Source organism: Streptomyces sp. NPDC051578 (genome assembly GCF_044454045.1).
Classification (GTDB): domain Bacteria; phylum Actinomycetota; class Actinomycetes; order Streptomycetales; family Streptomycetaceae; genus Streptomyces.
This window is the reverse complement of the sequence record NZ_JBITDH010000003.1, coordinates 1-24,287: the sequence shown is the minus strand read 5'-3', so window position 1 is coordinate 24,287 and position 24,287 is coordinate 1. Positions and strand designations below refer to the sequence as shown.

Here is a 24,287-nt window from a genome sequence, read left to right as displayed (position 1 = left end):
GCTCTCACGGTGTCGTCGTTGGCGCGTGCCCGCGCACATGTCCCGTAAACCCGGCGTGCCGCCTCCCGTTACAGTCTGGCGCGTGAACGTCGCCCGCTCCATCGCCCTGTTCGTCGTGGCCGCCCTCCTTGAGATCGGCGGTGCCTGGCTGGTCTGGCAGGGCTTGCGGGAGCACCGGGGGCGGCTGTGGGTCGGGGCCGGTTTCCTGGCCCTCGGTCTGTACGGAGTCGTCGCCACCTTCCAGAGCGACGAGAACTTCGGCCGGATCCTCGCCGCGTACGGGGGCGTGTTCGTGGCGGGGTCCATCGCCTGGGGCATGGTCGTCGACGGCTACCGGCCCGACCGCTACGACATCACCGGCGCCCTCGTCTGCCTCGCCGGCATGGCTGTGATCATGTATGCGCCCCGCGGCCGATGACGGGTGCCGCCACGGCCACTTGGGCGGGGCGCAGCAGGCGTGAACCGACGCGGTAGCCGGGGCGGAGGATGCGGGCGCAGGTCGCGGTGGTGCGCAGCGGGTCCGGAGCCGAGGTGACCGCTTCGTGGACGAGGGGGTCGAAGGGGTCGCCTGGTTCGCCGACGGGCTCCAGTCCGAGGGCGGCGAGGCGGGATTCGAGCAGGCGCGCGACGGCTTCGAAGCCTTCGCCCGTCTCACCGAGTGCCCGGGCGGCGTCCACGGCGTCGAGCACGGGCAGCAGCCCGCTGAGCACGTTGGAGACGGCCGCCTCGCCGACGGCGAGGCGGTCGCGCCGGACGCGTTTGCGGTAGTTGTCGTACTCGGCTTTGACGCGTTGCAGGTCGGCCGTGCGTTCGGCGAGCAGCCCTCCTGGTTCCGGCGTGCCCGGGGGCTCGGTGCGGTCCGGCCGGCCGGGGGCGCGGGGTGTGAGGGCGGGCGGGCCCGTCCGTCGCCGGTCGCTCAGGACGACGACCGCCGGGGCGCCGGGGCGCTCCCGCCGCGGGGGCCTCGGGGGCTCGGCCGGGTGGTTCATGCCGTGTCTCCCTTCGGCTTCTCGTCGTCCACGATTTCGGCGTCGACCACGTCGTCGTCGGCCGCCTCGTGACCGGGACCGGCCTGGCCGGCGCCGGCCGCGCCGCCGGCGGCCTGGGCCGCCTGGGCGTCGGCGTAGATCGCCTGGCCGAGCTTCTGGCTGACTGCGGCGACCTTCTCCGTGGCCGTACGGATGGCGGTGGTGTCCTCGCCCTTGAGCGTCTCCTTGAGTTCGGTGACGGCGGCCTCGACCTCGGTCCTGACGTCGGCGGGGAGCTTGTCCTCGTTGTCCTTGACGAACTTCTCGGTCTGGTAGACGAGCTGTTCGGCCTGGTTGCGGGTCTCCGCGGCCTCCTTGCGGCGGCGGTCCTCCTCGGCGTGCTGTTCGGCCTCGTGCACCATGCGCTGGATGTCGTCCTTCGGCAGCGAGGAGCCGCCCGTGACGGTCATCTTCTGTTCCTTGCCCGTGCCGAGGTCCTTGGCCGTGACGTGCATGATGCCGTTGGCGTCGATGTCGAAGGTGACCTCGATCTGCGGGACGCCGCGCGGGGCCGGCGGCAGGCCGGTGAGCTCGAACATGCCGAGCTTCTTGTTGTACGCGGCGATCTCGCGCTCGCCCTGGTAGACCTGGATCTGCACCGACGGCTGGTTGTCCTCGGCCGTCGTGAACGTCTCGGACCGCTTGGTCGGGATGGTCGTGTTGCGCTCGATGAGCTTGGTCATGATGCCGCCCTTGGTCTCGATGCCGAGGGACAGCGGGGTCACGTCGAGGAGCAGGACGTCCTTGACCTCACCCTTGAGCACACCGGCCTGCAGGCTGGCGCCGATGGCGACGACCTCGTCCGGGTTGACGCCCTTGTGCGGGTCCTTTCCGGTGAGTTCCCTGACCAGGTCCGTGACGGCCGGCATCCGGGTGGAGCCGCCGACCAGGATGACCTCGTTGACGTCCCCCACCTTGATCTTCGCGTCCTTGACGGCCTGGTGGAAGGGGGTCTTGCAGCGCTCCAGCAGGTCGGCGGTCAGCTGCTGGAACCCGGTGCGGGTGAGTTTCTCCTCCAGGTGCAGCGGCCCGTCGGCGGAGGCGCTGATATAGGGCAGGTTGATGTTCGTCTCGGTGGCGGAGGACAGTTCGATCTTCGCCTTCTCGGCGGCCTCGCGCAGCCGCTGGAGCGCCATCTTGTCCTTGGTCAGGTCGATGCCGTAGCCGTTTTGGAACTGCTTGGCGAGGTGGTCGACGATCCGCTGGTCCCAGTCGTCCCCGCCCAGGTGCGTGTCGCCGTTGGTGGCCTTCACCTCCACGATCCCTTCGCCGATCTCCAGGAGGGACACGTCGAAGGTGCCGCCGCCGAGGTCGAAGACGAGGATCGTCTGGTCGTTCGCCTTGTCCAGCCCGTAGGCGAGGGCGGCTGCGGTCGGCTCGTTGACGATGCGCAGGACTTTGAGGCCCGCGATCTCGCCGGCCTCCTTGGTGGCGGTGCGCTGGGAGTCGTTGAAGTAGGCGGGGACGGTGACCACGGCGTCGGTGACCTCCTCGCCGAGGTAGGCCTCGGCGTCCCGCTTGAGTTTCTGCAGGACCCGCGCGGAGATCTCCTGTGCCGTGTAGCGCTTGCCGTCGATGTCCCCGCGTTCGGGGAAGTGCCACTGCGGGTCGCCCATGTGCCGTTTGACCGAGCGGGCCGTGCGGTCCACGTTGGTGACCGCCTGGCGTTTGGCGACCTCCCCCACGAGGACCTCGCCGCCCTTGGCGAAGGCCACGACCGAGGGGGTGGTCCTGGCCCCTTCGGCGTTGGGGATGACGGTGGGTTCGCCGCCTTCGAGGACGCTGACGACGGAGTTCGTCGTTCCGAGGTCGATGCCGACCGACCGTGCCATGGTCCGCTCCCTTCGCGTCTGCGGGCGGGCCACGGATCGCGCCGGCGCGGGAACTCCCCCCGTCCCGTCGGACGGTTGCGGACAGCCGGTGCGTACGGGCCGGCCCTCACCTCCTGGATACGTCGGCGCCGCGCGCCGTGTCAACGCGCCGGGGGCCCCGGCGCCGGGCGGTTTCGCCGCGGTGGCGCCGGGCAGGCGCCGCGGGAGAGGTCCGTCGCGTCCGCGGAGGTGGCCATGCCCGTGTTCGTCGGGACGTCCGGCTGGCAGTACCGGGACTGGGCGGGGACCTTCTATCCGCCGCAGGTGCCCCAGCGCCTGTGGCTCGAGGAGTACGGGCGGCATTTCGGCACGGTGGAGAACAACAACGCCTTCTACCGGCTGCCCGCCCCGGAGACCTTCGCGGCCTGGCGTGAGCGCACTCCGGACGGTTTCGTGATGGCCGTCAAGGCCAGCCGGTTCCTGACCCACATCAAACGCCTGCGCGACCCCGAGGAGCCGGTGCGCCGGCTGATGACGCACAGCGCCGCCCTCGGCCCACGCCTGGGTCCCGTGCTCCTGCAACTGCCGCCGACGCTGCGTGCGGACGCCCGCACCCTGGACGCCTGCCTTGCCTGCTTCCCGGCCGGGGTGCGGGTGGCCGTGGAGCCCCGGCACGAGTCGTGGTGGACGCCGGAGGTCCGGTCGGTGCTCGTCGAGCGGGGCGCCGCGCTGTGCTGGGCGGACCGGCATTCGCGGCCGGTGACGCCGCTGTGGCGGACCGCGGACTGGGGTTACCTGCGGTTCCACGAGGGCCGTGCGCAGCCGTGGCCCCGGTACGGGCCGGGCGCGTTGCGGTCGTGGGCCGGGCGGATCGCGGACGCCTGGCCGGCGCGGGCCGACGTCTTCGCGTACTTCAACAACGACCCTGGCGGGGCCGCCGTCAGGGACGCCGAGGCGTTCCGGCGGATGGTGGGGGCGGCGGCCGTTCCCGTCTGAGCCGGGCCGCGGGCACCGGTGGTGCTCCCGTCACCGGTCGTTCACCCGTCCGCTCCCGCCGGACGGGCGGACGCGCGGCCGCCCCGGTGGTGTCGGGCGGCGAGGCGTCCGCGGCCTGGGAGTCTGGCGGCATGGTGCTGACGACGTCCTCTCCCACCGCCGGCCAGGAGCAGCGTCAGCGGTCGGGGCGCAGGTCCGGCCCCCGGGGCGGGGCGGTGGCGGCTCCGGCGGCCTCGGCGGCCGTCTCGATGGGGGCGTACTGCCTGGCGATGGCCGTGCACGGGACGTACCCGTTCGGTGCCCGGTCCCGGGCGGTCAACGACCTGGGCAACCAGTTCGTTCCGTTCCACGCTCACCTGTGGGACCTGATGCGCGGGCAGACCGAGGGGGACCTCTTCTTCAACTGGGGCAGCGGCTACGGCGTGCCGTTCCTCGCGGACTTCTTCACGTACCTGATGAACCCGTTCTCGTGGCTCGTCGCGCTCTTCCCCCGCGACCGGGTGGAACTGCCGGTCTTCCTCGTCACCCTGCTGAGCATCGGGCTGGCGACCGCGCTGATGACCGTGTGGCTGGGCCGGCTGCGACCGGGGCCGCCGTGGCCCCGTGCGGCTCTCGCGGTGGGCTACGGCGTCAGCGCCTGGACGGTGTCGAACGGTTTCGCCGACCCCATGTGGATGTGGGGGCTGGTGGCCCTGCCCCTGACCGGTTTCGCGTACGACTGGTGCCTGGACGGGCGGCGGTGGGCGCTCGGCGCGCTGCTCGTCGCCGTGTCGTGGGCCGGCAACTTCTACACCGCCGCGATGGCCACCCTCGGGATGCTGCTGGTGCTCCTGGTCAGGCTGCTGCTCGACCGGCGGCCGTGGCCCCTGCGGCGGCGCGTGGTCTTGCGGGCCGCGTCGATGACGGCGGTCGGCGTGGCTCTGGTCGCCCCGGTGCTGACGGTCACCTTCCCGGCGTCGCGGGCTTCGCAGCCCGGTCCCGTGGCCGGCTACCCCGGGCCGCCCCCGCTGCGCGACTACCTCGCGCACCTGCTGCCGGGCGGCTTCCATTCGAGCGGCCCGCAGGTGTCGGTGGGCGTGCTGCCGCTGCTGCTGGTCCTCTCGTATCCCTTCATGCGCAGGGTGCCGGGCAGGCAGCGGGCCGCCTGGTGCCTGCTGCTCGTGCTGGTGGCGCTGTCCTACGTGTGGACGCCGACGATCCTGCTGTGGCACGGCCTGGCCCTGCCCAACGGGGGGCCGTACCGGGCGTCGTTCACCCTGGCCGGCATGCTGGTGGCCGTGGCCTGGCTGGCCCTGACCGCGCGGCCGCGTCCCCGGGAGCTGCTGGCGGGGGCCGCGGTGCTGGGCGTGGTGCTGGTCGTCGCCGGGCCCAGTGCGTACTTCACCGCCGCCACCTGGGTGCTGACCGTGGCGGGGGGCGCGGTGGTGGTGGCCCTGCTGGTGCTGCTGCGGCGCCGCGGCCGGGGCCTGCGCGTCGCCGTGACGGGGGCGCTGATCGGCACCGTGTTCGTCTCCACGGTGTTCACGGTGCTGTCGGTGACCGAGCAGCGGGACCGGGAGGAGTGGTGGCGGCCGAAGCGGACCCTGGACGCGCAGTCCCTGGCGGCGCGGCGGGCGGTGCGGTCCGAGGACCGCTGGCCAGCCCTGCGCAGTGAGCCCGGTCCGCACGAGTTCGCCGACAACGACCCGCTCCTGCTGGGCGGTCAGGGCGGTTCGTACTACAGCAGCTACCTGCCGGCCCGGACCGCGCTGACGCTGCGCGGGCTGGGGGCGGGCTGGTACATGGGGGGCCGTCACACGGTCGGCTTCGAGGACCCGGTCGGCCGCGCGGTCATGGGCGTCGGCAGCTACCTCGACCACGGCGGTCCGGACGGGTTCGTGCGGCGGACCGCGGACGCGGTCCCGTTGGTGACCCTGCGGCCGGGCGCGCCGGCTCCCGCGGCGGACACGGTGTTCGCCCGTCAGGAGCAGGTGCTGGGGGCGCGGGTCTACGCGGTGCCCGCCCTCCGGCCGGTGGGGGGCGCGGCGCCCGCCGAGCGGCCCGACGGGGCCTGGCGGCTGTCCCGGGGCGTCCGTCGGTCGTTCGCCTTCACCTGCGCCCCGGGGAGCTCGGCGTTCGCGTACCTGCCCTGGTTCTCCGGCACCCTGGACGCCTTCGGCTCGGTACGGCGGCTGTCGGCCTGGTTCCCGATGACGAACAACGGGCTGGTGCCGCTGGGCACGGTCCCGGCGGGCGGCGAGGCGGTGCTGACGCTCACCGGCGACCGCGCGCAGGACGTCCCGCGTTCCGCCGTGGGATGCCTGGACCGGGGCGCACTCGCCGCGGCGGTGGCCCGCTCGAAGGCGTCGGGCCCGCGCAGCGTCACCGCCGGCGGCCACTCCATCGAGGCCGTCTTCCCCCGGCGCTCCACCGGCACCGCGCTCGTGGCCGTGCCGGCCGTGCGGGGCTGGCGGTGTTCCGTGGACGGGGCGGCGGCGCAGGCGCCGGGCAGGATCGCCGGTCTGATCGCCGTGCCGCTGGGGCCGGGGGCGTCCCGGGTGGCCTGCGCGTACCGCACTCCCGGTCTGCGGGCCGGACTGCTGGTGAGCGGGGTGGCCGTCGTCGTCCTGCTCGTGGTGCCGGTGGTCTCCGCCGCGCCGCCGGACAGCCGGCGCCGCGCACTGCGGGAGTGCGCGGCGCGGCGGCTGCGGCGGTTGCGCCGGATCAGGACACGTTCACGGTGACGGTCGGTGAGGTGGCGCCGGCCACCATCACCCGCAGCTGCTCCTTGCCCTTGGTGCGGAACGTGGTGTCGAGCGAGTAGCTGGAGCCCTGCTTGACGGTCGTACTGGCGTGCAGGGTCGTCCACTTGGAGCCGTTCTTGTGCTGGAGGACCACCTTGCTGCCGATCGGTACGCCCTTCGTGCGTCCGGTGAAGGTGACCTTGGCGCCGGTCTTCACGTCGGTCGGGTTCGCCTTGACGCTCACTTCGCCCGCAGGCTGCGTCGCGGCCGGGCGGGGCGGGAACGCGGCGGCGGACGCGGTTCCCACGGCTCCCGCGGTCAGCAGGGCGATGGACAGGGCGCCGGCTGCGAGCAGCCGGGCGGGGCGGTTTCGCGGTATGGCCCTCACGTTGGTCTCCCGTCTTCGCGGATTCCCCCATGCGGCACGAACGGCACGCTTCCTGTCCGATTCGTGCCGATCCGATCGTAGGGTCGGCTCCTGCGCGGGGCGACTCGAACGCACGTCATACCAGGTCAAGCCGGGTGTTTCACCGTTTCGGGGGCGGACGCGTCCATCGCCCGCAGCCGCCGCAGAGCGGAGCCGCGCTGGACGACGGAGAGCGCCGTGACGGCCGCGCCGAGCACGATCCAGCCCGCCGGTCCGGCCGGCATGACCGCGCCGGTCAGCAGGAGCGGCCCCGCCGACTTCTGCACGGACTGGGACATCCCCGCCACGCCCAGGTAGGACGCCCTCGCGCGCTCCGGGGCGAGGGAGACCGCCAGTTCCCAGGAACTCACCGAACGCATCAACTCCGCCGCGGTGGCGAGCACCGCCGCGAGGAGCAGGCCGGCCGAGGCGGCCCAGGCGCCGGCCCCGGTGGACAGCGCGAGGAGCACGCAGCAGGCGGACAGCGTGAGCCCGTACACCGCCACCGTCCCCGCGGCCTGGCGGGGCTGCCCCACCCTCGCCGACACGCGGAGCTGGAGGGCGACCACGAGCACGGTGTTGATCACGAGGAAGGCGGGGACGAGCGCGTGCGGCGCGTCGGTGCGGGTGACCAGCCACAGTGGAAGGCCGACGGACAGGATCGAGTCGTCGAGGTTCATCGGGATGTCGAGCAGGACGAACCGGAGGTAGCCGCGGTCGCGCCACGGGCTGGACGGCGCCGGCGGCCGGTCCGTCGGGCCGCCGGTCCGGGCGGCGACGCGGCCGGGCTCCCGGAGCTCGCCGGTGCGCCGGACCAGGATCGCGGCCGCGAGGAAGGAGAGCGCGTTGGCCAGGATCAGGGCCTGATAGGCCTCCCGGGTCCCGACGGCGAGCCCGATCGCGGCGACGCCCGCGCCGAGCGCGTAGCCGGCGTTGGCGGAGCTGCGGGCGAGGGCCTGGTAGGTGGCGCGGCGTTCGCCCGCCACGCGGGTCGCGAAGAGCATCTCCAGCGTCTTGGCGGCCCGGTCACCCAAGTGGGTGAGGGCCACGACGGCCAGCAGCACCTCGTAGCGGGTGACGACGAGCAGCGCGCACAGCGTGCCCAGGCGCAGCAGGTGGGCGGCGATCAGCAGCCGGCGTACGGGGAATCGTCCGGCGAGGTGGCCGGCGAGGGGTGAGCCCGCGATGCCGGCGACTCCGGCGGCGCCCAGCAGGACCCCCAGCTGGCGGGCGTCCAGTCCGATCACGAAGGTGAAGTAGAGGACGCAGCCCGCGGCCCAGACGCCGGTTCCGGACCGGTCCAGGAACTGCGCGAGGAGCATGATCCGCGCGTCCCGGCCGCCGGGCGGCCGGCGCAGCTGTCCCCACAGGCCCCGCGGCCGGTCTTCCCCGGTCTTCGTACCGCCCCGCATCCTCGTTCTCCGTTCCCCCCGGCCCATGTATCTCGATGTCGAGATACATCGAGGAGCCTGCCCCAAAAGAATCTTGACGTCAAGATATTTCCGGGTGCGCGCAGACGCGCGATGCCCCGACCGGCACGCCGAGGGCCGCCGACAGTGCTACAACTGGGTGCGTGACCGATCCTTGCCACCCGTGCCGGGGACGTCGGTGCGGTCACTGAGCAGAAATCGCCCTCGAAGCGTCGCCCGCCAGGTATTCGTCCTCCAGGTGGCGATCGTGGTGCTGCTCGCCGCCGGTGCGGTCCTGGCGCTGGTGCTCCAGTCGCGCCACGACATCGACCGCGAGGCCCGCAACCGTTCCGTCGCGGTCGCCGAGAGCGTCGCGCACTCGCCCGGGCTCCAGGAGGCGCTGAACTCCCCCGATCCCACCAAGATCCTCCAGCCCATCACCGAGGCCACCCGCGCCGTGGCCGGGGTGGACTTCATCGTGGTGATGGACACCCACGGGATCCGCTACACCCACCCGCTGCCCGACCGGATCGGCAAACGGTTCGTCGGCACCATCGGCCCCTCCCTGGCAGGCCGCGTCTACACCGAGAGCGTCAACGGACCCCTGGGCAAGGAGATCCAGGCCGTGGTGCCGGTCTTCTCCCCGGACCACAAGGTGGTCGCCCTGGTCTCGGCCGGCCTCACCGTCAAGAACGTCACCGGCGTCGTGGACCGGCAGCTCCCCGTCATCCTCGGCGCCTGCGGGGTCGGCCTCGCCCTGGCCACCGTCGGCTCGGCACTGATCAGCCGGCGCCTGCGGCGCCAGACGCACGGCCTCGGCCCGCTCGAAATGACCCGGATGTACGAGCACCACGACGCGGTGCTGCACGCCGTGCGCGAGGGGGTGCTGATCACCGACGGGACGGGGCGGCTGCTGCTCGCCAACGACGAGGCCACCCGGCTGCTGCGCCTCCCGCCGGACGCCGAGGGCCGCCTCGTCGGCGAGCTGCCCGGGCTGGACGGGGAGCTGGTCGAGCTCCTGCGGTCCGGCCGGGAGGCCACCGACGAGATGCACGAGGCCGGGGACCGCCTCCTCGTGATCAACCAGCGGCCCACCCGGCTGCGCGGCCGGGCCGAGGGGACCTCGGTGACGATCAGGGACTCGACCGAGCTCCGCGTCCTCAGCACCCGGGCCGACGCGGCCCGCAGACGGCTCAAGCTGCTGTACGACGCCGGTGTCACCGTCGGCACCACCCTCGACGTGGAGCAGACGTCCCAGGAACTGGCGGACGTGGCCGTCCCGCGCTTCGCGGACTTCGTCACCATCGACCTGGCGGAACCCGTCCTGCACGGCGACGAACCCACTTCGACGGCGGACCTGCGCCGCACCGCCGTCAGCGGCATCCGCGACGACTCGCCGCTCTACCCGCGCGGCATCCTGATCGACTTCCTGCCCTCCACCCCGCAGGCCCGCGGCCTCGACAGCGGCCGCGCCGAGGTGGTGACCGACCTCTCCGACGCGCCCGGCTGGTACGCCCAGGACCCGCCCCGGGCGCAGGCCATCATCGACTACGGCATCCACTCCCTGATCACCGCTCCCCTCAAGGCCAGGGGCGTGGTGCTCGGCGTGGTCAACTTCTGGCGCTCGGGCAAGCCCGAGCCCTTCGACGAGGAGGACCTGTCCCTGGCGGAGGAACTCGTCGCCCGGGCCGGGATCACCATCGACAACGCGCGCCGGTACACGCGCGAGCACGCCCTCGCCGTCACCCTCCAGCACAGCCTGCTCCCCCGCGACCTGCCGGAGCAGAACGCGGTCGAGGTGGCGCACTACTACCTGCCCGCGCAGTCCGGGGTGGGCGGCGACTGGTTCGACGTGATCCCGCTCCCCGGCAGCCGGGTCGCGCTCGTCGTGGGCGACGTCGTGGGGCACGGCCTGCACGCCGCCGCCACCATGGGCCGGCTGCGCACCGCCGTGCTCAACTTCTCCTCCCTCGACCTGCCGCCCGACGAACTCCTCGCCCGGCTCGACGACCTGGTGCAGTACATCGACCAGAGCACGGACGGCGGAGGCCGCGGCCCCGACGGCGAGGGACTGCTCGGCGCCACCTGCCTGTACGCGGTGTACGACGCGGTCACCCAGCGCTGCACGATCGCCCGGGCCGGGCACGTGCCGCCGTTCGTCGTACGCCCCGACGGCCGCGTCGAGATGCCGGAGCTGCCGCCCGGCGCACCGCTGGGGCTCGGCGGGTTCCCGTTCGAGTCGGCGGAGCTGGACCTCGGCGAGGGCTCCCAGCTGGTGCTGTACACCGACGGGCTGATCGAGGACCGGGCCCGCGACATCGAGGCCGGTCTCGCCCTGGTCCGCGCGGCGCTCGGCCACGCCGACCGGGATCCGGAGGAGACCTGCCGCGCCCTGCTCAAGGCGATGCTGCCGGTACGGCCCCGCGACGACGTGGCCGTGCTGGTGGCGCGGACGTCGGCACTGGGCGCGGACCGCATCGCCGAGTGGGAGGTGCCGTTCGAGCCGAGCGCGGTCGGGGAGATGAGGGCGATGGCCGCCGCCAAGCTGGAGGAATGGGGCCTGTCGGAGCTGGCCTTCGGGACGGAACTGGTGCTGAGCGAGCTCGTCACGAACGCCATCCGGCACGGCGCCGCCCCCGTCCGGCTGCGGCTGTTGTACGACCGGGTGCTGACCTGCGAGGTCTTCGACAGCAGCAGCACCTCACCGCACCTGCGGTACGCCGCCACGACCGACGAGGGCGGCCGCGGGCTGTTCCTGGTGGCGCAGATCGGCCGGAGGTGGGGCGTCCGGTACACCCCCGAGGGCGGGAAGGTCATCTGGTCCGAGCAGCAGCTGCCGGACGGCGGGAGCTGGTGAGCGTCACGTGGGGCGCGGGTACACGCGGGACTGCTTGACACTCCCGTAGGCGAAGCTCGACTCGATGGACGCGATGCCGGGGATGGCGTGGATCCGGTCGCGCACGAGGGCTTCGTAGGCCTGGAGGCTCTCGATGACCACCCGCAGCAGGTAGTCGCTGCTCCCCGCCATCAGGTAGCAGTCCTGGATGTGCTCGATGACCGCGACGTGCTCCTCGAAGAGGCGCACCGCCTCCCCCGTGTGCCGCTCCAGCCTTATCCGTACGAAGACGGTGATCGGCAGTCCGAAGCCGACCTGGTCGACCATCGCGGTGTAACCGCGGATCAGACCGGCCTCCTCCAGCCGCCGCACCCGGCGCAGGCAGGGCGAGGGCGAGAGCCGTACGCGGTCGGCGAGGTCCTGGTTGGACAGCCGTCCGTCGGCCTGCAATGCGCGAATGATCTGGAGATCGACCGCGTCCATCGTCCCTCCTTGGCAGATTCTGCCCCCAAGGTAGGCGTGGAGGGCAGAACTGGCAATCGGCTGCCCCGCGAAAACACCTAGCGTTGCCTTGTGGCCGGATCCGGCCCTCTGAGGCTGGAGGAAGCTCCTTGGCAACGACGGAAAGCCGTCCCGCGATGACGCCCGCGCGGGACGCGGGCGCGAGCGCGAAGGACGCGGGTGCGCCCGCCCGGCGGGTCTCGCCCCAGGCGCGCGGCATGCTGGCGCTGGCGGCGACCGTGGCGATCTGGGCCGCCTTCGCGCTCAGCGCGCGGGCCCTGAGCGCCTCCTCCCTGCTGCCGGCCGACGCGGCGCTGCTGCGTTTCGGCGTACCGGTCCTGGTCCTCGCGCCCGCACTCTGGCGGCGGCGCCGGAGCATCGCCGCCGTCCCCCCGGCCACCGCGGCGAAGATCGTCTGCGGGGCCGGCGTGCCGTTCTTCCTCGCGGCGATGTACGGCGGGTCCCTGACGTCCGCGGCGTTCGTGGGCTCCCTGATACCGGGGATGGTCCCGCTGTTCGTCTCCGCGCTCATGATGGCCGGCGGCCGCGGTGCGCCGCGCGGCACGCAGGCGGCGGGACTCGCCCTGATCGCGGCGGGGGTCGTCGCCCTCGTGTGGCGGTACGTGGTTCCGGTGGACACGGACGTCCTGGCGGGAGCCGGCGTACTGCTGCTGGCCAGCGGGCTGTGGGCGCTGTACACGGTGGGGCTGAGGGAGGTCTCACTCGACCCGGTCGGCTCGATCGGGCTGCTGTGCGTGCCGTCCTTCGCCGTGATGGCGCTGCTGGTGCTGACCGGCGTGCTGCCCACCGGCCTGGCGTCGGCCGAGGGCGCCGACATCGCCTTGTTCCTGGTCGTGCAGGGGCTCGGGGTCGGGCTGTGCGCCGGACTGCTGTACGCGTTCGCGATCCGGCGGCTCGGGGCCGAGCGCAGCTCCGTGTTCGGCAGCCTCAGCCCGGTCGCCGTCGTGCTGCTCGCCGTTCCCCTGCTGCACGAGTCGCCGACGCCGAGCGTGCTCGTGGGCGTGCCCGTGATCACCGCGGGCGTGGTCCTCGCCAACCGGCGCCGGGGGGCCGACGCGGGGGCCCGCGCGACCGCCACCACCGCGGCCGGCACCGCCACCGCCGGCACCGCCGCCACGACCGACACCGACACCGCCGCTGACCCGAAAGGTGCCGTAGATGCTTGAGCTGCTCCTCCCGCCGCCCGTCGATCCCCTCTGGGACCTGACCGAGGCGTTCGGGGCCGACACCCGGCCCGAGCGGCTGAACCTCGTCCTCGGCGTGTACCGCGACGAGAGCGGCGGCACGCCGGTCATGGCAGCCGTCCGCGAGGCGGAGATACTCCTGGCGGAACGTTCCGCCTCGAAGGAGTACCGGGGACTCTCCGGCAACCTCGCCTTCAACCGCGCCATGCTGTCGATGGTTCTAGGCCCGGACGGCCCGGTCGAGCGGGCCGTGGCGGTCCAGACGGTGGCCGGCAGCGGCGCCCTGCGCCTGCTGGCCGACCTGATCTGCCGGACCCGTCCCGGTACGACGGTGTGGATCAGCGACCCCGCCTACGTCAACCACCGGCCCATCCTGGAGGCGGCGGGCCTGACGGTGCGTACCTACCGCTGGCTGGACCAGGAGGGCATGTTGGAGGACCTGGCCGGGGCGCGCCGCGACGACGTGGTGCTGCTCCAGGGGTGCTGCCACAACCCGACCGGGGTCGACCCGACGCCCGACGCCTGGGAGGCGCTGGCCGCGCTGGCCGTGCGCGACGGCTGGGTGCCGTTCGTCGACCTGGCCTACCACGGGCTCGGCGACGGCCTCGACGCGGACCTGGCGGCGACGCGGATGCTGGCGGATCGGGTGCCGGAGGTGCTCCTCGCCATCAGCTGCTCGAAGAACTTCGGCCTCTACAGCGACCGTACCGGCTGCGCCGTCGTCATCGGGGCGTCGCGGGCGACGCTGCGGCACGCGGAGACGGCCCTGCAGAACGCTGCCCGCACCCAGTACTCGATGCCGCCGGAACACGGCGCGGCGGTCGTGACGGCCATCTGGGAGGACGCCCGGCTCCAGGCTTCCTGGCGGTCCGAGCTGGACGCCATGCGCCGCCGGATCGCGGCCAACCGGACGGCCCTGGTGGAGCAGCTGGCCGCGCTCGGCCGCGGCGAGGAGGCGGATGCGCTGGCACGGCAGAAGGGGATGTTCTCGATGCTGCCGCTGTCCCCCGAGCAGATGCTCCGGCTGCGCGGGCGGTTCGCCATCTACGGCACGACCGCCGGCCGGGTGAACATCGCCGGGATCGGGCTCGACCGGGTCCCCTGCCTGGCGCGGGGCATCGCCGGGGTGCTGGAGGAGCGCGTCACGGCGCCGGCCGGCTGAGCCCCGTCGGGGCGCCGGGGCAGGTCTGACTCCTTCGGCCGTCATCCCACCGGGTGCGCAGCGGATGCCTCCCGGCGCGCGACGGGCCAGGCTGCGGTGACGGGCAAGCCATCACCGCACAGACGAGGACCGAGCCATGTCCCACCTCCGGCGCATCGGCGTCATCACCGGGGCGGCGCTGCTGCTCACGGCCACGGCAACCGCCTGCTCGGCCGGCAGGACCACCGTGGGCGGCCTCAGCTTCCGTGCCCAGGACGGCCCGGCCGAGGTCACCTACCTGAACACCCCCGTCCAGGGCTGCCACAAGATCGGCCTCCCGCGCGGCGCGGCGCACGTCGACAACAACACCCTGGTCGACGTCATCCTGTACCGGTCACCGGGCTGCCAGAAGGCCGACCGGGCGGACGGGGTCTACATCCCGACCTCCACCTCGAACGTGACCGCCCCCGGCAGCCTGCCCTGGCGCAGCTTCTCCGTCGTCCACTGACGGCTTGCGGTCGTCCACTGACGGCTTGCGGTGGCGGGTACGGGAAAGGGCCCGCCCTGACCGGGCGGGCCCTTCCTCGTGGCGGTCTACGGCCTGTCTACGGTCTACGGTCAGGCCGCGGGGGCCGGGTAGGTCGGGTACTCGACCCCGGAGACGTGCTGGACGACGCGGATGACCTGGCACGAGTAGCCGAACTCGTTGTCGTACCAGAGGTAGAGGATCGCGTTGTCGCCGTCGACCTTGGTCGCGCCCGCGTCGACGATCGAGGAGTGGCGCGAGCCGACGAAGTCCATGGAGACGGCGTCGGGCGCGGTGGTGAAGTCGATCTGGCGCTTCAGCGGCGAGTGCAGCGAGACGCCGCGGAGGTAGTCGAGGACCTCTTCGCGGGTCGTCTCACGGCCCAGGCGCAGGCTCAGGATGGCGATCGAGACGTCCGGGACGGGGACGCGGATCGAGCTGCCGGTGATCGGCGCCTTGAGGTCCGGCAGCGCCTTGGCGACGGCGGAGGCGGCACCGGTCTCGGTGATCACCATGTTCAGCGGCGCGGAACGGCCGCGGCGGTCGGCCTTGTGGTAGTTGTCCAGCAGGTTCTGGTCGTTCGTGAACGAGTGGACGGTCTCCACGTGACCGCGCAGCACGCCGTACTCGTCGTCCATCGCCTTGAGGGGCGGGACGATCGCGTTGGTGGTGCAGGAGGCGCAGGACAGGATCTGCTCGTCCGGCTTGATCGTGTCGTGGTTGACGCCGTGCACGATGTTCGGGACGTCGCCCTTGCCCGGGGCGGTCAGGACGACCTTGTCGATACCGGGGCGCAGGTGCTTGGACAGCCCCTCGCGGTCGCGCCACTTGCCGGTGTTGTCGATGAGGATGGCGTCCTTGATGCCGTACGCCGTGTAGTCGACCTCGGACGGGTCGTTGGCGTAGATCACCTTGATGGTGTTGCCGTTGGCGACGATCGCGCTGTTCGCCTCGTCCACGGTGATGGTGCCCTGGAACTGGCCGTGGATGGAGTCGCGGCGCAGCAGCGAGGCGCGCTTGACGAGGTCCTGCTCACCGCCGCCGCGCACGACGATGGCACGCAGCCGCAGGCCGTTGCCGGAGCCGGCCTTCTCGATGAGGAGGCGGGCGACGAGGCGGCCGATGCGGCCGAAGCCGTAGAGGACGACGTCGCGGCCCGCGCCGCGCTCGATCTTGTTGGCACCGGTGGCGCCGGCGACCGCCTCGGCGGTGAACGCGTCGACCGACAGGCCGCGGTCATCGGCCTTGTACGTGGCGGCGAGCATGCCGATGTCGATCTGGGAGGGACCGAGATCCAGCGCGGAAAGGGCCTGGAGGAAGGGCAGGGTCTCGGTGACCGAGAGCTCCTCGCCGTCGATCTGGCGGGCGAAGCGGTGGGTCTTGAGGATGCTGACCACCGACTTGTTCACCAAGGAGCGGCTGTGGAGGAGGACGGTGACGTCCCGCTCGCGGTGCAGCTTCCCGATGATCGGGATCATCGACTCCGCGATTTCCTCGCGGTTCTTCCAGTGGGTGAACGAGTCGTCGTTGACAGTCACAGGTTTATCTTTCGAGCTAGGCGGCGCTCAGATGCTAACCCACCGCCCGTTCGGGCCTTCGAACGGGCCCCCCTTTCCCTCAGCGCGGAGGGCCGGCGTAGTAGCGGCGGCAGGCGCGGAGCATGCCCTCCGCGGAGAGGGTGAAGACGTCCACGAACTCCCGCTGCTGGGGGGCGACGCGGCCCATCGCCACCACGCAGTCCCCGTCGGCGACGATCCGCGTGATGTGGTGGCGGGCCCCGAGCGCGGGCCGCTCCAGTTCGGCGACGCCGAGCAGGCCCTCGTGCAGGAGGGACCCGTAGCCGTCGAGGTCGCCCGAGTCGAGGTAGTGGTAGGCCAGGCGTACGTGGTCGACTCCGGAGTCGGTGACCACGGGGCTCGGCGGAACCCGCCCGGCGTGCCGACCGTTCATCTGGGAAGTCCTTTCGACCTGCCGCACCCCGTCCGGGGGCGGCAGGTACACCGTGCGCCGGGTCCGCAACCCGGGGCTATCGCCGCCCTATCACCGCGGCCGCCGGCCCGGCCCGCGCGCGCCGCGGGCCCGCGCGCGAACGGGCGGCGGTGCGTGAGCGGCACCTCACCCTCGGTTTACGATCACGCAATCTCCACACCATGGACAACCGTAGAGGTGTTCGGGGAGACTGACCCTCCCGCTCCACCGTTCCTCTGGTATTTCCCCAGCTGGGAGACTCATGTCCGTTTCGCCCGGCGGCGCTGCCGACACCTCGGATGCGGTGGTTTTCCGGATCCTCGGCCCTTTACAGGTGGCCGGTCGGCTCGGGCCGGTGCGTATTCCGCCGGGGCGGCAGGAGGTCATCCTCGCCGCACTGCTGCTGGAGACGAACCGGGTGGTCAGCACCGACTACCTCGTGGACCTGATCTGGGACGACGAGCCCCCGGACACGGCGCGCACCCAGGTGCAGATCTGCGTGTCGCGGCTGCGCAAACTCTTCTCCAAGGCCGCGATCGCCGCCGCGATCACCACGCGGCCGCCCGGGTACGTCCTCAAGACCGAGGGTGACCTGGTGGACTCCGCGGTGTTCGCGCGCCATGTCGCGGACGCCCGGACCCTGAGCCGCCAGGGGGCGACGGCCGAAGCAGCCGAACTCCTGCGTTCGGCCGGTGAGCTGTGGCAGGGCGACTGCCTGAGCGGGGTGTCGAGCGAGACGCTGCGCAGCAAGGCGCTGCAACTGGACGAGGAACGGCTGACGGCCGCCGAGACCCGGATCGACCTGGAGCTGGCGCTGGGCCGCCACCACCAGTTGGTCGGCGAGATCCAGCTGCTGGTACGGGTGCACCCGCTGCGGGAGCGCCTGCGCGGGCAGCTGATGCTGGCGCTGTACCGCTCGGGACGACAGGCGGAGGCCCTGGAGAGCTACCGGGTGGGGCGCGAGCTGCTGGTGGAGGAGCTCGGGCTGGAGCCGGGGGCGGAACTGCGCCGTCTGGAGTCCGCGATCCTGTCGGGCGAGGTCCCGCCGGTCCCCTCGGCGGGGGCGGGCGGCGGCGGGTACGGTTCCGCGCCCGCCGGTCGGGAGGCGGCCGGTGGCGGCGCGGACGCCGGCTCGGACGCGGACGCGGGCGCCGCCGTACCGGCGGCGGACCGCTCCGTACCGCACGACATCGGCTCCGGCTCCGGCTCCGGCACGGCGGGGGTCGCCTCCGCGCCGCCGGGCGGCGGCTCCGGGGCTCCGGCGGCCGGTGGGGAGAGACCCGACGGCCGCGCTTCCGCCCCCGCCGGCAATACACCTGCCGCCGGGTCCCCGTACCGCGAGGAAGTCCCCCGGCAACTGCCCGCCGACACCTCGGACTTCGTGGGTGACGAGGAACAGATCGTCCACATCGAGCAGACCCTGCTCGGCGGGGGCGGCCGCCGAGCGGTCGGCGTGGCCGTCATCGTCGGCAAGCCCGGCACCGGCAAGTCCACACTCGCCACCCACATCGCGCACCGCCTCGGCGAAACCGGTTTCCCCGACGGTCAGTTGTACTGCGACCTGCGCGGCACCGGCACCCCGGCCACCTCCACCGAGGTCCTCGGCCGGTTCCTGCGCGCGCTCGGCATCCCCGGGCCGGTGATCCCCGAATCGCAGGACGAACGGGCCGAGATGTACCGGACCCTCCTCGCCTCGCGCCGCGTGCTGGTCGTGCTCGACGACGCCGCCTCCGAGAGCCAGATCCGGCCCCTGCTGCCCGGGAGCAACCGGTGCGCCGTGCTCGTCACCAGCCGGGTCCGGCTCACCGGCCTGCCCGGCGCCCACCGCGTCGAGCTGGACGTCATGAGCACCGGGCACGCCCTGGAGCTGCTGGCCCGCGTCGTCGGCGCGGACCGCGTGCGGTGCGAAGAGGTGGCGGCCGAGGCACTGGTGCGGACCGTCGGCGGGCTGCCGCTCGCGCTGCGGATCGTGGCGGCGCGGCTGGCGGCGCGCCCGCACTGGACGCTGGCGTCGATGGTGCACCGCCTCGCCAACGAGCGGCACCGCCTGGACGAGCTCACCCACGGCGAGATGACGATGCGCGCCAGCCTCTGCCTGACCCATGACGGGCTGGCCCCGGAAGACCGGCGGCTGCTGCGGCTGCTGAGCCTGGCGAAGGGGCCGACGCTGCCCGGCTGGCTGGCCGGGGCCCTGCTGGACGACCGCCGGCCCTTCCCTTCGGACCTGCTGGAACCACTGGTCGACGTGCAGATGCTGGATGTCGTCGGCGTCGAGTCCACGGGCGGCTTCCGCTACCGGTTCCACGAGATCATCCGGGTGTTCGCGCGCGAGCAGCTCGCGGCGCACGACGAGCCGGCGGCGCAGACGCAGGCCCTCGCCAGGATGCTGGGCGGATGGATGTCCTTGGCCGAGCAGGCCCACCGGCGCATCTACGGCGGGGACTTCACCGTCCTGCACGGCAGCGCGCCCCGCTGGGAGCCGCCGGCGAGCTGTGTGGACGAGCTGCTGGTGGACCCGCTGGAGTGGCTCGACAGCGAGCAGGCGAACCTGGTCCAGGCCGTCGAGCACGCCGCCGAGCACCAGATGCACGAGCTGTGCTGGGACCTGGCGACGACCCTGACGACCCTGTTCGAGGGCCGCGGCTACTTCGACGAGTGGGAGCGTACGCACCAGCTCGCCCTGGCGGCGGTGCGGTCGGCCGGCAACACGCGCGGCACGGCGGCCCTGCTCGGCTCGCTCGGCGTCCTCTACCTCGGCCGCAGTCAGCTGGCGGAGTCCCATACCTCGCTGACCACGGCGCTCGGACTGTTCCGCGAGCTGGACGACCGCCAGGGACTGGCCCTGTGCCACCGGGACCTCGCGCTGCTGGAGCGGATGCGGGGCGACGAGGAGTCGGCGCTGACGTTGTACGACCGGGCGCTGCGGGATTTCGACCGAGTCGGCGACGTGGTGGGCCGGGCCATCGTGCTGACGCAGAGCGCGCACATCTGGATGCGGCGAGGACAGACGGCGACCGCCCAGGGCCGGCTGGACGAGGCCCTCGGGATCTACCGCTCGGTGGGCTACACGGGCGGTCAGGCCAGGACCCTTCGCCGGGCGGGACAGTTGCAGCAGGCCCAGGGTGAACACGAGGGCGCGGTGCGCACGTTCACCGAGGTGCTGGAGCTGTGCCGGGACAGCGGGGACGTGATCGGCGAGGGCCATCTGCTGCGGGACCTGGGAGCCGCGCACGCCGAGATGGGCCGGGGCGAGGCGGCGCGGGGCTTCTACGCCCAGGCGCTGTCGGTGCGGGAGCAGATCATGGACCAAGGAGGGGCCGCGGTGATCCGGCTGGACCTGGCCCGGCTGCTGGCGGCGAGCGGCGGGGCCGGCGAGCGATCGCGCTCGCGGGAGCTGCTGGAGAGTGCGGTACGTGCCTTCCGCGAGCGGCGGATGCAGCCGGAACTCGCCGAGGCGGAGCGGATGCTGGGCACCCGGGCGGTCGTGGTGCGCGCTCCGGCGGCGGAGACCGCCGCCGGGGTCTGACGACCGCTTCGTTGCGGGGTCAGTCCCACGGGTTGGTCTCGCCGGTCGCGGTCGGCGACGGCGTGGCCTGGGGGGCGGTGACTCCGGTCGTGGCGGCGGGGGCGGTTGAGGCGGCGTCGGCCTGGGCGACCTGGGTGCCGAGGGCGGCGGCCCCGGCGATGGCGGCGGTCACGAGGGCGGCGCGGAAAGCGTGGGTGAGGGTCATGTCGGGGTCCTTTCGTCGGTGCGTCCCGGCTGTCCGGGGCGCCTCGTTCTTTCTGGACACCAACGTAGGAACAGCGGGAATCCCCGGACCGGCCCCGCTCCTATCGCCGCGTTATCACGGCCCGCTCGCGCGCCGCTCGGATCGCGACGGAGGGACGGCGGGGCGATAGCGGGGGCGATAGCGGAGGCGGGGCGACGGGCGGGGGCCGTCGGCATCGCGATGCCTGGGTGATAGCGCGCTGCCGACGATGGGGAACAGGAACCGGGCCGCGTCAGCTCAGGCCCCGCCGTTCCCCCACCGTCTTCGCCGGGAGCGCACATGACCACCGCGCAGTTGCACGTATTGCCCCTGACCAGAGCCACCGAGCCCGGTCCGGCGGCAGCCGGGGCCATCCGGTTGGCAGCCGGAGCCACCCCGGTGCCGCCCGAGTCCTCACAGGTGGGCGCGCTGATTCGGGCGCACCGGCTGCGGATCGGGCTCACCCAGCGGGAACTGGCCGACCTGTCCACGATCAGCGTGCGCGCGATCCGCGACCTGGAGCAGGGCAAGGCGCGACGCCCGCGGCCCGACACGGTGCGGCTGATGGCCGACGCCCTGCGGCTGGGCCCGCGGGCCCGTACGGCGCTGGAGGCCGCGGCCCAGCAGGGCCGGGCCGGCGGGCACGGCCTGGCGGAACCTCCGGCCCCGCCGACCGCGCTGCACGCAGTGGTGGGCCGCGAGGCGGAAACAGCCGTGCTGGCGGCCGAGCTGGGATCCGGGTCGGAGCGGCTGGTGCACGTGGTGGGGCTGACCGGGATGGGCAAGACCCGGCTGGCGCTCGAAGTCGCCGACCGGCTGCACGCCACCGGGATGCCGGTCCTGTGGCACGCCTTCCAGGGCGCGAGCGCCGACCACCTCGGCCCGGACGAGGGCCCGTGGTCGGCGCGGGTGGCGGCGGCGGTCTCGGCGCTGTGCTCGCCGGCGCCCGAAGGGACGGCCGCCGGCGGCGCTGACGCCATCGCCGGACTTGCCGAACTGATCGGCGAACAGCCCGCCCTGCTGGTGCTGGACGGGGTACCGGCCGGGCCGCCGCGGTTCGAGCGGCTCACCGCGCTGCTGCGCTCCTGCCCGGGGTTGCGCCTGCTCGTCACCTCCGACCAGCCGTGGCGAATACCGGGTGAGCGGATCTTCCTGCTGTCCCCGTTGGAGGTACCGGCCGAGGAGGACGTCGACGGCGTCGCCGCGCCGGCTTCCGTTCAGGTCTTCCTGGGGCACCTGCGCCGGGTGCGGCCGGAGTTCGTGCCCGGGCCGGCCGACCTGCGGTTCGCGGCGCGGGTGTGCCTCGGCCTCGACGGGCATCCGGGTGCGCTCGCCGCCGCGGCGTCGTGGCTGGTGGTGTACGACCTGCCCGCCCTGTGCGGCAGCCTCGACGCGGACCCCACGGCGCTGCTCGACCACCTCGGCGGGGGCGAAGGGGCGGCGGACTTCCGCACGGCGCTGCACCTGCGGCTCGGCCGGCTGCCCGAGGACGCGTCCGCGCTCCTGGACGCCCTGTGCGGGCGGCCGGCGGCCGGGTTCGAACTCGGCGACATCACCGCGCTGACCGGGCGGAGCCTGCCCGAGTGCGGCCGGATGCTGCGCGAACTGCTGCTGGCCGGCGCGGTCCGCGCGACCCATGAGGGCGGCGGCTCCCGGTTCCGTGTCCTCGGTCTGGTGCGGGCCGTGTGCCGGGGGCGGGCCGTGACTGCCGCCCGGGCGTGAACTGCTTCCGGAGTGCCGGAGCAACTGCCGCCGGGGCCGGTGGCCCGCGGGTTGGATGACGTACAGCCGCAAGGACGGCCGGGGCCCGCGAACGCAGCCGCCGGCCCGCCCACCCCTCCCATCACGCCGCAGAAACCATTTCGAGGAGCCCTCGCATGTCCCCCAAAGCGTCCCCGCAGGGCACCGCGCACCGGCCGGCCGCTGTGCGGCTGCCCCTGTCGGCGGCGCAGCGCGACATCTGGATGGCCCACGGCCTCGACCCGTCGGGCTGCCGCTACAACATCGGGGAGTACCGGGAGATCCTGGGCGCCCTCGATCCGGCGCTCTTCGCCCGCTGCTGGTACCGACTGGCCTGCGAGGCCGACGTGTTGCGCATCCGGGGCACGGGGACGGACGAGGACGGGGGTCTGTGGCAGGAGTTGTGGACGCAGCCGGGCGAGCGGGAACTGCGGGTCGTCGACCTCAGCGGCGAGGAGGACCCGGCCGCCGCGGCGCGCGCCTGGATGCGGACCGAACTGGCGCGGCCGTTCGACCTGGCGGCCGGCTGGCTGACCCGGCACGTGCTGATCAGGGCGGGCAAGGGCTCGACCGGCGAGGAGCGGTGGTTCTACTTCCACGCCTTCCACCACCTGGCGATCGACGGCATGGGCGTGGCGCTGCTCGACCAGCGCCTGGTGGAGCTGTACGAACAGGCGTCGGCGGGGGAACCGTGGGGACCGGGCCCCTTCGGGACGCTGGCCGACGTCCTGGCGGAGGACGAGGCCTACCGGGCCTCCCCCGAGGGAGCGGAGGACCGCGCGCACTGGGCGGCCCACCTCGCCGACCTGCCGGCCACGCCCCGCCTCGCGGAGGGGCGGACCGGTCGTCCGTCCCCGGGTGAACTGCCCTTCGTCCGGCGGACGGTGGTACTGGATCCGGAACGGGCGGACCGGTTGAAGGAGGTCGCCCGTACGCACCGCGCGCCGTGGACGATGCTGATGATCACGCTGGTCGCGGCCTACGTGCACCGGGTCAGCGGAAGTCCCGAGCTGGCACTCGGCCTCCCGGTGACCGGCCGCCGCACCGAACTCGCGCGCCGCACCCCGGGCATGCTGTCGAACGTCGTACCACTGCGGCTGCGGGTCGACGCGGACGCGACGCCGGCCGGGCTGCTGGCCTCGGTGGTCGCCGAGACGCGGCAAGGCCTGCGACACCAGCGGACGCGGTACGAGGACGTCTGCCGCGACCTCGGGCTGGCGGAGACCGAGCGGCGGATCACGGCGCCGCTGGTCAACATCATGGCGTTCACGCCAGGGATGCGGTTCTGCGGATTTCCCACGACCCAGCACAACTTGAGCAACGGTCCGGTGGAGGACCTGGCGGTCGGGGTCTACGACCTCGGGCCCGAGGGCGGGCTGCGCGTCGACTTCGACGCGGCGCCGGAGGTGTGCGACATCGCGGCGGTCGCGAGCCACCAGGACCGGTTCGTACGGTTCGCGGAGCAGGTGCTCGATCACTTCGAACTCCCGCTGTCGGAAATCGAGTTGTTGGGAGAGGCTGAGCGGCGGCAGGTGCTGGAGGAGTGGACGGGCACCCGCCGCGACATCGGGGAACACACGCTCGCGGACCGCTTCGAGGAACAGGCAATGCTGCGCCCAGAGGCGCGGGCGGTGGTCTTCGAGGGCCGGGAGGTGTCCTACGGAGAGCTGAACGAACGCGCCAACCGGCTCGCCCGGCACCTCGCCGAAGCAGGGCTGCGCCGCGGTGACCTCGCCGGGATCCTCCTCGACCGCGGCATCGACTTCACCATCGCCCTGCTCGCCGTCGTCAAGACCGGCGCCGGCTACGCACTACTGGACCCCGAATTCCCCGACGGACGCCTCACCGCCACGGCCCGGGACGCCTCACTCGCCCTCCTGGTCACCGAGAGCGCCCACCAGGGCCGGATCACCGGGCCCTGGCCGACCGTACTGCTCGACGCGGAACACGAACCGATCGCGGGCCACGACCCGGCCGACCTCGGCATCGAACTGTCCGCGGACGACGTGGCCTGCGTGATGTTCACCTCCGGCTCCACCGGCAAACCCAAGGGCATCCTGTCCACACACCGCAACCTGGTCTCCACCCTCACCGCCCAGACCTACGCCACCTTCGGCCCCCACGAAACCTTCCTCCAATGCTCACCCGTCTCCTGGGACGCATTCAGCCTCGAATTCTGGGGAGCCCTCCTCCACGGCGGAACCACCGTCCTCCAACCAGGACAACGCCCCGAACCCGCCCTCATCGC

General features: G+C 73.1%; 18 protein-coding genes. 10 read left to right on the top strand and 8 right to left on the bottom strand.

Annotated features, from left to right (window positions below):
* Positions 1-82 precede the first annotated feature (82 nt).
* Entirely contained in the window at positions 83-418 is a 336-nt protein-coding gene (locus ACIA6C_RS16145; protein WP_399276291.1) for a YnfA family protein, read from the top strand.
* On the opposite strand, the gene grpE is transcribed toward ACIA6C_RS16145, so the two are convergent.
* Both grpE and dnaK read right to left on the bottom strand, forming a co-directional pair.
* Positions 393-989, bottom strand: a complete 597-nt coding sequence (gene grpE, locus ACIA6C_RS16140) for a nucleotide exchange factor GrpE (RefSeq protein WP_399276289.1) — start codon at positions 987-989, stop codon at positions 393-395. The genes ACIA6C_RS16145 and grpE overlap by 26 nt on opposite strands.
* Positions 986-2,860, bottom strand: a complete 1,875-nt coding sequence (gene dnaK / locus ACIA6C_RS16135; RefSeq protein WP_399276287.1) for a molecular chaperone DnaK — start codon at positions 2,858-2,860, stop codon at positions 986-988. Before dnaK ends, grpE begins: the two co-directional genes overlap by 4 nt.
* 234 nt (positions 2,861-3,094) lie before the next feature.
* On the opposite strand from dnaK, the gene ACIA6C_RS16130 reads away from it, so the two are divergent.
* Complete coding sequence (locus tag ACIA6C_RS16130) at positions 3,095-3,835, top strand: DUF72 domain-containing protein (protein WP_399276285.1); 741 nt, start codon at positions 3,095-3,097, stop codon at positions 3,833-3,835.
* Between the two features lie 131 nt (positions 3,836-3,966).
* A complete protein-coding gene (locus ACIA6C_RS16125; RefSeq protein WP_399276283.1) occupies positions 3,967-6,558 on the top strand; it encodes a YfhO family protein in 2,592 nt (863 codons plus the stop codon).
* Here ACIA6C_RS16125 and ACIA6C_RS16120 read toward each other — a convergent pair.
* Both ACIA6C_RS16120 and ACIA6C_RS16115 read right to left on the bottom strand, forming a co-directional pair.
* The gene (locus tag ACIA6C_RS16120) at positions 6,539-6,946 is read right to left on the bottom strand and encodes a hypothetical protein (protein ID WP_366083258.1); all 408 of its coding nucleotides are present in this window, start codon (positions 6,944-6,946) and stop codon (positions 6,539-6,541) included. The two genes, ACIA6C_RS16125 and ACIA6C_RS16120, sit on opposite strands and share 20 nt — an antisense overlap.
* 125 nt (positions 6,947-7,071) lie before the next feature.
* A complete protein-coding gene (locus ACIA6C_RS16115; protein WP_399276280.1) occupies positions 7,072-8,376 on the bottom strand; it encodes an MFS transporter in 1,305 nt (434 codons plus the stop codon).
* Between the two features lie 196 nt (positions 8,377-8,572).
* Here ACIA6C_RS16115 and ACIA6C_RS16110 point away from each other — a divergent pair, with 196 nt between their 5' ends.
* Positions 8,573-11,230 carry a SpoIIE family protein phosphatase gene (locus tag ACIA6C_RS16110; RefSeq protein WP_399277270.1) on the top strand — a complete coding sequence of 886 codons (2,658 nt, stop codon included), beginning with the start codon at positions 8,573-8,575 and terminating at the stop codon, positions 11,228-11,230.
* A 3-nt stretch (positions 11,231-11,233) separates the two neighbouring features.
* Here the strand turns inward: ACIA6C_RS16110 and ACIA6C_RS16105 are convergent, their stop codons facing one another.
* Positions 11,234-11,692, bottom strand: coding sequence for an Lrp/AsnC family transcriptional regulator (locus ACIA6C_RS16105; protein ID WP_366082458.1), 459 nt, complete (start codon positions 11,690-11,692; stop codon positions 11,234-11,236).
* Positions 11,693-11,820: 128 nt separating this feature from the next.
* Between ACIA6C_RS16105 and ACIA6C_RS16100 the strand changes: the two genes are divergently transcribed.
* The 3 genes from ACIA6C_RS16100 to ACIA6C_RS16090 all read left to right on the top strand — a co-directional run bounded on the left by ACIA6C_RS16100 (position 11,821) and on the right by ACIA6C_RS16090 (position 14,564).
* On the top strand, positions 11,821-12,897 hold the full coding sequence (locus ACIA6C_RS16100) for a DMT family transporter (protein WP_399276278.1): 1,077 nt from the start codon (positions 11,821-11,823) through the stop codon (positions 12,895-12,897).
* On the top strand, positions 12,890-14,077 hold the full coding sequence (locus ACIA6C_RS16095; RefSeq protein ID WP_399276276.1) for an aromatic amino acid transaminase: 1,188 nt from the start codon (positions 12,890-12,892) through the stop codon (positions 14,075-14,077). The genes ACIA6C_RS16100 and ACIA6C_RS16095 overlap by 8 nt, the downstream gene beginning before the upstream one ends.
* A gap of 136 nt (positions 14,078-14,213) precedes the next feature.
* On the top strand, positions 14,214-14,564 hold the full coding sequence (locus ACIA6C_RS16090) for a hypothetical protein (protein WP_399276274.1): 351 nt from the start codon (positions 14,214-14,216) through the stop codon (positions 14,562-14,564).
* Between the two features lie 110 nt (positions 14,565-14,674).
* On the opposite strand, the gene ACIA6C_RS16085 is transcribed toward ACIA6C_RS16090, so the two are convergent.
* Both ACIA6C_RS16085 and ACIA6C_RS16080 read right to left on the bottom strand, forming a co-directional pair.
* The gene (locus ACIA6C_RS16085) at positions 14,675-16,120 is read right to left on the bottom strand and encodes a glyceraldehyde-3-phosphate dehydrogenase (RefSeq protein WP_361125480.1); all 1,446 of its coding nucleotides are present in this window, start codon (positions 16,118-16,120) and stop codon (positions 14,675-14,677) included.
* A gap of 79 nt (positions 16,121-16,199) precedes the next feature.
* Positions 16,200-16,532: a nuclear transport factor 2 family protein gene (locus tag ACIA6C_RS16080; protein WP_361125477.1), complete on the bottom strand. Its 333-nt coding sequence runs from the start codon at positions 16,530-16,532 to the stop codon at positions 16,200-16,202.
* 373 nt (positions 16,533-16,905) lie between these two features.
* On the opposite strand from ACIA6C_RS16080, the gene ACIA6C_RS16075 reads away from it, so the two are divergent.
* Positions 16,906-20,076, top strand: a complete 3,171-nt coding sequence (locus ACIA6C_RS16075) for an AfsR/SARP family transcriptional regulator (RefSeq protein ID WP_399276271.1) — start codon at positions 16,906-16,908, stop codon at positions 20,074-20,076.
* Between the two features lie 19 nt (positions 20,077-20,095).
* Here the strand turns inward: ACIA6C_RS16075 and ACIA6C_RS16070 are convergent, their stop codons facing one another.
* Entirely contained in the window at positions 20,096-20,281 is a 186-nt protein-coding gene (locus ACIA6C_RS16070) for a hypothetical protein (RefSeq protein WP_361125471.1), read from the bottom strand.
* 318 nt (positions 20,282-20,599) lie between these two features.
* Here ACIA6C_RS16070 and ACIA6C_RS16065 point away from each other — a divergent pair, with 318 nt between their 5' ends.
* Both ACIA6C_RS16065 and ACIA6C_RS16060 read left to right on the top strand, forming a co-directional pair.
* Positions 20,600-22,021 (top strand): helix-turn-helix domain-containing protein, encoded by a 1,422-nt coding sequence (locus tag ACIA6C_RS16065; RefSeq protein ID WP_399276269.1) that lies wholly within the window; start codon positions 20,600-20,602, stop codon positions 22,019-22,021.
* Positions 22,022-22,176: 155 nt separating this feature from the next.
* Positions 22,177-24,287: condensation domain-containing protein (locus tag ACIA6C_RS16060; RefSeq protein WP_399276267.1), on the top strand; the 2,111-nt coding region annotated here is incomplete at its 3' end.

Excerpts from the sequence above, each read along its gene's own strand:
- dnaK (WP_399276287.1), bottom strand. The coding sequence starts at position 2,860 with ATGGCACGGTCGGTCGGCATCGACCTCGGAACGACGAACTCCGTCGTC.
- ACIA6C_RS16070 (WP_361125471.1), bottom strand. The coding sequence starts at position 20,281 with ATGACCCTCACCCACGCTTTCCGCGCCGCCCTCGTGACCGCCGCCATC.
- ACIA6C_RS16130 (WP_399276285.1), top strand. The coding sequence starts at position 3,095 with ATGCCCGTGTTCGTCGGGACGTCCGGCTGGCAGTACCGGGACTGGGCG.
- grpE (WP_399276289.1), bottom strand. The coding sequence starts at position 989 with ATGAACCACCCGGCCGAGCCCCCGAGGCCCCCGCGGCGGGAGCGCCCC.
- ACIA6C_RS16095 (WP_399276276.1), top strand. The coding sequence starts at position 12,890 with ATGCTTGAGCTGCTCCTCCCGCCGCCCGTCGATCCCCTCTGGGACCTG.
- ACIA6C_RS16065 (WP_399276269.1), top strand. The coding sequence starts at position 20,600 with ATGACCACCGCGCAGTTGCACGTATTGCCCCTGACCAGAGCCACCGAG.
- ACIA6C_RS16115 (WP_399276280.1), bottom strand. The coding sequence starts at position 8,376 with ATGCGGGGCGGTACGAAGACCGGGGAAGACCGGCCGCGGGGCCTGTGG.
- ACIA6C_RS16080 (WP_361125477.1), bottom strand. The coding sequence starts at position 16,532 with ATGAACGGTCGGCACGCCGGGCGGGTTCCGCCGAGCCCCGTGGTCACC.
- ACIA6C_RS16090 (WP_399276274.1), top strand. The coding sequence starts at position 14,214 with ATGTCCCACCTCCGGCGCATCGGCGTCATCACCGGGGCGGCGCTGCTG.
- ACIA6C_RS16125 (WP_399276283.1), top strand. The coding sequence starts at position 3,967 with ATGGTGCTGACGACGTCCTCTCCCACCGCCGGCCAGGAGCAGCGTCAG.
- ACIA6C_RS16105 (WP_366082458.1), bottom strand. The coding sequence starts at position 11,692 with ATGGACGCGGTCGATCTCCAGATCATTCGCGCATTGCAGGCCGACGGA.